Genomic DNA, 4533 nt, shown 5'->3' on the forward strand with positions numbered 1-4533 from the left:
TCGCCATGTCGACCTGCCGACCTACCCGTTCCAGCGCCAGCGCTACTGGCCCGAGGCCCTGCCCGCCGAGGCGGGCGACCTCGGCGTGGCGGGCCTTGACGCGACCGGGCATCCGCTGCTCGGCGCCGCGGTCACCCTCGCCGACGGCGGCGGGCTCGTGCTGACCGGCCGCCTGTCGCCCCGTGTCCAGCCGTGGCTGCTCGACCATGTGGTCGGCGGCGTTCCCCTCCTGCCCGCCACGGCACTGCTCGACCTCGCCCTCCACGCGGGCGCCCGCGTCGGCTGCGAACTGGTCGAGGAGTTGACACTGGAGAGCCCGATCGCCCTGCCCGAAGACGGCGGCCTCCAGCTCCAGGTCGCCGTCGGCGCCCCCGACGACGCGGGGCGGCGCGCCATCGCCCTCTACTCCCGCGCCGAGGACGCCACCGAGTGGACCCGCAGGTGCGGCGGAACGCTCGCCCCCGCCGCCGACCCCGCGCCCGCCGAGGGGCTGACGGCCTGGCCACCACCGGGTGCCCAACCGGTTGACATCGACGCCCTATTCGACCGCATGGCCGACCAGGGGATCGACTACGGACCGGCGTTCCACGGCCTCGACGCGGCCTGGCGCGACGGCGATCACCTCTACGCCGAGATCGCCGTGGCCCAGGACGCCGACCGTTACGCCCTCCACCCGGCCGAGCTCGGCACCTCACTCCACCTGCTGTCCCTCGGCGACGATGCCGACGCTGGCCCCCTGCGCATGCCGTTCATCTGGTCGGGCGCCCGGCTGCACGCCCAGGGGACCGGCGCCCTGCGCGTGCGGATCTCCCCGGCGGGCGACGAGGGCCTGGCGTTCCTGGTGGCCGACGCCACCGGAACGCCCGTCGCCACCGTCGCCTCGATGGTGCGGCGCGCGGTGTCCGCCGTCTCAGGGCTCGGCGCCCTCGAGTCGCTGCACCACGTGCGGTGGACGCCCCTGACCCCGCCCGCCGACGCGGCGACCGGCGCCGCCCACCGCCGCTGGGGCCTGCTCGGGCCCGACGAGCGGAAGGTCGGCGCGCTGCTGGCGTCGAGCGGGATCCCGTTGACCTCCTACCCCGACCTCGCCGCCATCGACGACGTGCCCGACGCGGTGTTCCTGCCCGTGCCCGGTCCGGCCGCGCCCCGCGCCACCCCCGGCGCCGTGCGGTCCGCCGTCTCCGCCGCGCTGGCCACCGTGCAGGGCTGGCTCGCCGACGCCAGGTTCGCCCCGTCCCGGCTCGTCGTGGTCGGCGCGGGCGTCGATGACGACCCGGCGCAGGCCGCCGTGTGGGGCCTGCTGCGCTCCGCACAGCGCGAACACCCCGACGTCATCACCCTGTTGGACATCGGCGACGCCCCCGACGCCATCGCGGGCCCCACCCTCGCCACCGCGGTGAGCGCGGGCGAACCCGAGATGGCCGCCCGCGCTGGCACCCTCGTCGCGCCGCGCCTGGCCCGCGCCGCCGCACCCGACCAGCCCGCCGAGGCGCGCCGCCTGACCGGCACCGTCCTGGTGACCGGCGCGAGCGGCGGCCTCGGCATGGCCCTCGCCCGCCACCTGGTCGACACCCACGACGTGCGCGGCCTCGTGCTCGCCAGCAGGCGAGGCGAGAGCCACGCCCCCCTTGCCGCGCTCGCCGATGAGCTGCGCGCGCGGGGCGCGCGGGTCGCCGTCCCGGCGTGCGACGTATCGGAACGCGACCAGGTGCGGGCGCTGCTCGACGGCATCGACGACCTGACCGCCGTCATCCACACCGCGGCCGTCCTCGACGACGGAACCATCCAGGCCATCACCTCCGAGCGCGTCGGCCGCGTCCTCGCCCCCAAGACCGACGCCGCGCTGCACCTCCACGAGCTCACCGAGGGCCGCGAGCTGTCGGCGTTCGTCATGTTCTCCTCGATCGGCGGCAGACTCAGCGGCATCGGGCAGGGCGCCTACTCCGCCGCCAACGCCACCCTCGAGGCCCTCGCCCGCCACCGCCGCGCGCGCGGCCTGCCCGGCACCGCGCTGGCCTGGGGCCTGTGGGCCGACGAGGGCGGCATGGGCAGCAGGCTGGACGCCACCGACATCGAGCGCCACGGCCAGTCCGGCATCGGGGCGCTGCCGATGGCCGACGGGCTCGCCCTGTTCGACGCGGCGCTCGCGCGCGACGAGGCCGTGCTCGCCCCCGTCCGGCTCAACCACGCCGCCCTCCGCGACCTCGCCGAGGCGGGCACCCTCCCGCCGCTGCTCGCCGACCTGGTGCGCGCCCCCCGGCGCGAGCGGGCGCCCAAGGACACCGGGCCCGCCTCGCTGGCGGGCGCCAGCGTCGAGGCGCTGACCGAGCTGGTCCGCTCCCATGTGGCGGCCGTCCTCGGCTACGCGGGCCCCAGGGCCGTCGAGGAACAGCGGGCGTTCACCGAGCTGGGCCTCGACTCCCTCACCGCCGTCGAGCTGCGCAACCGCCTCAGCACCGCCACCGGGCTCAGGCTCCCCGCGACGCTGGTGTTCGACGCGCCGACCCCGTCGGCCGTCGCCACCGAGCTCGCCCGACGACTCTCACCGCCCGACGCCCGGACGGCCGACGCCGACAGGGCCGACGCGGACACGGCCGACGACGCGCGCGTGCGCGACCTGCTCGCCACCGTTCCCGTCGCCCGCCTCCGCGACACCGGGCTGCTCACCCAGCTGCTCGCGCTCGCCGAGAGCGAGAGCGAGCGCGAGCCGAAGACGCCGGACGGCGCCCCCGGCGACGACAACACCGTGGACATCGACGCGATGGACGTCGCGGACCTCATCCATCTGGCCATGGACGGAACTGAATCGTGACGACGCGCGAAGTGTGGGGATCATAAGTGGCTACATCTCAGGAGCAGGTTGTCCAGGCCCTCCGCGCGTCGCTCAAGGAGACCGAGCGGCTGCGCCGGGAGAACGCCGAGCTGACCTCGGCCGCCCGCGAGCCCGTCGCCGTCGTCGCGATCGGCTGTCGCTTCCCCGGCGGCATCGGATCGGCCGACGAGCTGTGGCGCGCCCTCATGGAGAACCGCGACATCATCACGCCGTTCCCCACCGACCGCGGCTGGGACCTGCCCTACGACCCCGACCCCGACCGCCCCGGCACCAGCTATGTGCGCGAGGGCGGATTCCTCCACGACGCCGCCGACTTCGACCCGGCCTTCTTCGGGATCTCGCCCCGCGAGGCCCTGGCGATGGACCCTCAGCAGCGGCTCCTCCTCGAAACGTCGTGGGAGGCGCTGGAACGCGCAGGGATCGACCCCGCCACCCTGCGCGGCACCCGCACCGGCGTCTTCGTCGGCAACACCGGCGGCGGCTACGGCGAGCTGCTCAAGGCCGACCCCGACGTCGGCGAGGGCTACCTCGCCATCGGCACCGCGGGCGCCGCCATGTCGGGCCGCCTCTCCTACACCCTCGGCCTCGAAGGTCCCGCCGCGACGATCGACACCGCCTGCTCCTCCTCCCTCGTGGCCCTGCACCTCGCCATGCAGGCGCTGCGCCAGGGCGAGTGCACGCTCGCGCTCGCGGGCGGCGTCACCGTCATGGCCACGCCCGAGCTGTTCGTCGAGTTCTCCCGGCAGCGCGGCCTGGCCACCGACGGCCGCTGCAAGCCGTTTGCCGAGGCGGCCGACGGCACCGGATTCTCCGAGGGCGCGGGGATGCTCGTCCTCGAACGCCTCTCCGACGCGCGCCGCAACGGCCATCCGGTGCTCGCGGTCCTGCGTGGCTCGGCCGTCAACCAGGACGGCGCCTCCAACGGTCTGACCGCGCCCAACGGTCCCGCCCAACAGCGCGTCATCCGGCAGGCTTTGGCCGCCGCGGGGCTCTCGCCGTCCGATGTGGACGTGGTCGAGGCGCATGGCACGGGCACCCGCCTCGGCGACCCGATCGAGGCCCAGGCGTTGCTGGCCACCTATGGCCAGGGCCGGGACGCCGAACGGCCGCTGTGGCTGGGCTCGGTGAAGTCCCACATCGGCCACACCCAGGCCGCCGCGGGCGTCGCGGGCGTCATCGCCATGATCATGGCGATGCGTAATGGCGCGCTCCCGGGGCTGATGCACTTCGACGCCCCCTCCTCGCACGTGGACTGGTCGTCGGGCGCGGTCGCGCTGCTTGTCGAGTCCCGTGCGTGGACGACGGAGGGGGTGCGTCGGGCGGGCGTGTCGTCGTTCGGTGTGAGCGGGACGAACGCGCATGTGATTGTCGAGCAGGCTCCGGTGGATGAGGAGTCTTCGGCCGGGCGTGTGTCCGTCTCGGGCCCTGTGCCGCTGGTGATCTCGGGTCGTTCGGAGGCGGCGGTGCGTGAGACCGCGCGTCGGCTGGTGCCGTTGGTGGGTGAGTTGGATGCCCGGGATGTGGCGGCGACGTTGCTGTCGCGTTCGGTGTTCGAGCACCGTGCGGTGGCGGTCGGGGTCGAGGGTTTGGATGCTCTTGCGGGCGGTGTCCCTTCCGCGGGTCTGGTGCGGGGGACGGCCAGTGTTCGTGGTCGTGCGGTGTTTGTGTTTCCGGGGCAGGGTTCGCAGTGGGTGGGGATG

2 protein-coding genes are annotated in these 4533 nt (G+C 74.9%); both read left to right on the forward strand.

Annotated elements, in window-relative coordinates; genetic code table 11:
- A partial coding sequence (locus DEH69_RS23770; protein ID WP_113689034.1) for a type I polyketide synthase occupies positions 1 to 2812 on the forward strand: 2812 nt, incomplete at its 5' end.
- 26 nt (positions 2813 to 2838) lie between these two features.
- A partial coding sequence (locus DEH69_RS23775; RefSeq protein ID WP_147255803.1) for a type I polyketide synthase occupies positions 2839 to 4533 on the forward strand: 1695 nt, incomplete at its 3' end.

The organism is Streptomyces sp. PT12 (assembly GCF_003311645.1).
In the GTDB taxonomy this organism is placed as follows: domain Bacteria; phylum Actinomycetota; class Actinomycetes; order Streptomycetales; family Streptomycetaceae; genus Streptomyces.